The sequence below is a fragment of the Nocardioides sp. P5_C9_2 genome, from assembly GCF_054049555.1.
The window spans coordinates 1-2,376 of sequence record NZ_JBFUMD010000548.1 but is presented as its reverse complement, the minus strand read 5'-3'; the positions used below and the strand labels follow the sequence as shown (position 1 = coordinate 2,376).

Here is a 2,376-nt window from a genome sequence, read left to right as displayed (position 1 = left end):
GTCCAACACCATGGGCACCGAGCTGGAGTTCACCGAGGGCATGCAGTTCGACAAGGGCTACCTGTCGGCCTACTTCGTCACCGACCCCGAGCGCATGGAGGCCGTCCTCGACGACGCCTACATCCTCCTGCACCAGGGCAAGATCTCCTCGATCTCCGAGCTGCTGCCCCTCCTCGAGAAGGTCATCGCCGCCGGCAAGCCGCTCTTCATCCTCGCCGAGGACGTCGAGGGCGAGGCGCTCTCGACCCTGGTGGTCAACAAGATCCGCGGCACGTTCAACGCCGTCGCGGTCAAGAGCCCCGCGTTCGGTGACCGCCGCAAGTCGATGATGCAGGACATCGCGGTCCTCACCGGCGGCCAGGTCGTCGCCCCCGAGGTCGGGCTCAAGCTCGACCAGGTGGGTCTCGAGGTGCTGGGCCAGGCCCGTCGCGTCGTGATCACCAAGGACGACACCACGATCATCGAGGGTGCCGGCGACGCCGGTGCCGTCGAGGGCCGCGTCAACCAGATCAAGGCCGAGATCGAGAACAGCGACTCCGACTGGGACCGCGAGAAGCTGCAGGAGCGCCTGGCCAAGCTGGCCGGCGGCGTCTGCGTCATCAAGGTCGGCGCCGCCACCGAGGTGGAGCTCAAGGAGAAGAAGCACCGCATCGAGGACGCCGTGTCCGCGACGCGTGCCGCCATCGAGGAGGGCATCGTCCCCGGCGGTGGCTCGGCGCTCATCCACGCCGTCTCGGTGCTCGAGGACGACCTCGGCCTCACCGGTGACGAGGCCGTCGGCGTGCGCATCGTGCGCAAGTCCGCCGACGAGCCGCTGCGCTGGATCGCCGAGAACGGTGGGGTCAACGGCTACGTCGTCACCACCAAGGTCCGCGAGCTCGGTCTCGGCAACGGCTACAACGCCGCCACCGAGGAGTACGGCGACCTGGTCGCCCAGGGCGTCCTGGACCCGGTCAAGGTCACCCGCTCCGCGCTGGTCAACGCCACCTCGATCGCGGGCATGCTGCTCACGACCGAGACGCTGATCGTCGAGAAGCCCGAGGACGAGGAGCCCGCCGCCGCGGGTGGCCACGGGCACGGGCACGGCCACTGAGCCACGGCTCCACACACCACGTCGAAGGCCGCCGTCTCCCTCGGGAGGCGGCGGCCTTCACGCGTGAGGGGTCCCTCAGCCGCGCCAGCGGGCGAGCACCTGGGTCGCGCCCTTGCGGCCGTTGACCGAGGTGTGCCACATGAGGTCGCCCTCGGGGACCGGACCGCCGAGCCCGAACTTCGACACCGAGTCGCTCACCCGCACGAAGCGGTCCTCGGCCAGGTCGTAGACGTAGGTCCCCTCGGCGCCGCGCTGGTAGGACGTCACCGCCACCAGGCCCGGGCCGGCGCCCCCGGCGAGGTAGCCGTCCATGCCGCTGTCCTGGAGGGTGGTGACCTGCTCGCCGGAGGTGGTGAGCACCTGCACGCGGTCGTCCCGCACCCCGTCCTCGTAGGTGCCGCAGTACTGACCCATCACGACCCGGTCGTCGGTCGCGCCGAAGGAGAGCAGGTTGCACYGCTCGCCCGGCTTCGGGTCGAAGGAGCTCTCCTCACCGGTGGCCAGGTCGCGCACGTGCACCATCCCGCCGTCGCCGTTGGTGCCGTCGGTCCACACCATCGCGGAGTCGGTGAAGGCGACGTCGCCGACGCGCAGCCGCTCGTCGCGCACGTCGGCGGGATCGGTGAGGGACACCGACCACAGGTCGGAGGTGTCGCCCTGCGCGTCGGAGTCGTCGGCCTCGCCGTCCGGACCCGTCGGCCAGCCACCCTCCGGAACCTCGCCCGCGGTGGCGGGCACGGCGACGTACAGGCGCCCGTCGGGGCCGAGGTCGGTCTGCGGGAAGTCCACCTGCGGCAGGTCGGGCCACGACGTCGTGGACCAGGTGCGGGTGCCCCGGTCGAAGGCCATGACCACGAGGTCGCCGCGCAGCTCCCCGTCGGAGAAGTCGGCGTCGGGGTCGTACGCCGTGCGGCTCCACAGCAGCACGTCCTCGCCGAGGTCGACCGGCCAGACCTGCTCGCCACGCGTCGGCGGGGGCGGAAGCCAGTCCTTGGCCCCGCTCGCGGGGTCCATCAGGGCATAGCGCGCCCGAACCTGGTCCATGCTCGGCCCGTCGCGGAAGAGCACCAGCCCGTCGTCGGTGACCCCGTCGAGGTACTGGCCGTTGTCGGCGTCCAGGTCCTCGTTGGTGTAGGTCGTCAGCACGTCGTAGTCGCGCCCCTCGACGGCCGGCTCGGCATCGGCGAGCCGGAGCACCTGACCCGGGGGCACCGGGACGCCCGCCGTGCCGAGGTCCGGCGGGGACGGGTCCAACCACGCCCACGACCCGAGCGACACCACCC

General features: G+C 71.4%; 2 protein-coding genes. One reads left to right on the top strand and one right to left on the bottom strand.

What is annotated here, in order from left to right; all coding sequences use genetic code 11:
- Nucleotides 1-1,093, top strand: a 1,093-nt coding sequence (groEL, locus tag ACXJKL_RS19440) for a chaperonin GroEL (RefSeq protein ID WP_457208645.1), incomplete at its 5' end; no start/stop codon positions are given.
- Between the two features lie 75 nt (nt 1,094-1,168).
- On the opposite strand, the gene ACXJKL_RS19435 is transcribed toward groEL, so the two are convergent.
- The coding region (locus ACXJKL_RS19435; protein WP_457208644.1) for a hypothetical protein at nt 1,169-2,376 on the bottom strand (1,208 nt) is incomplete at its 5' end.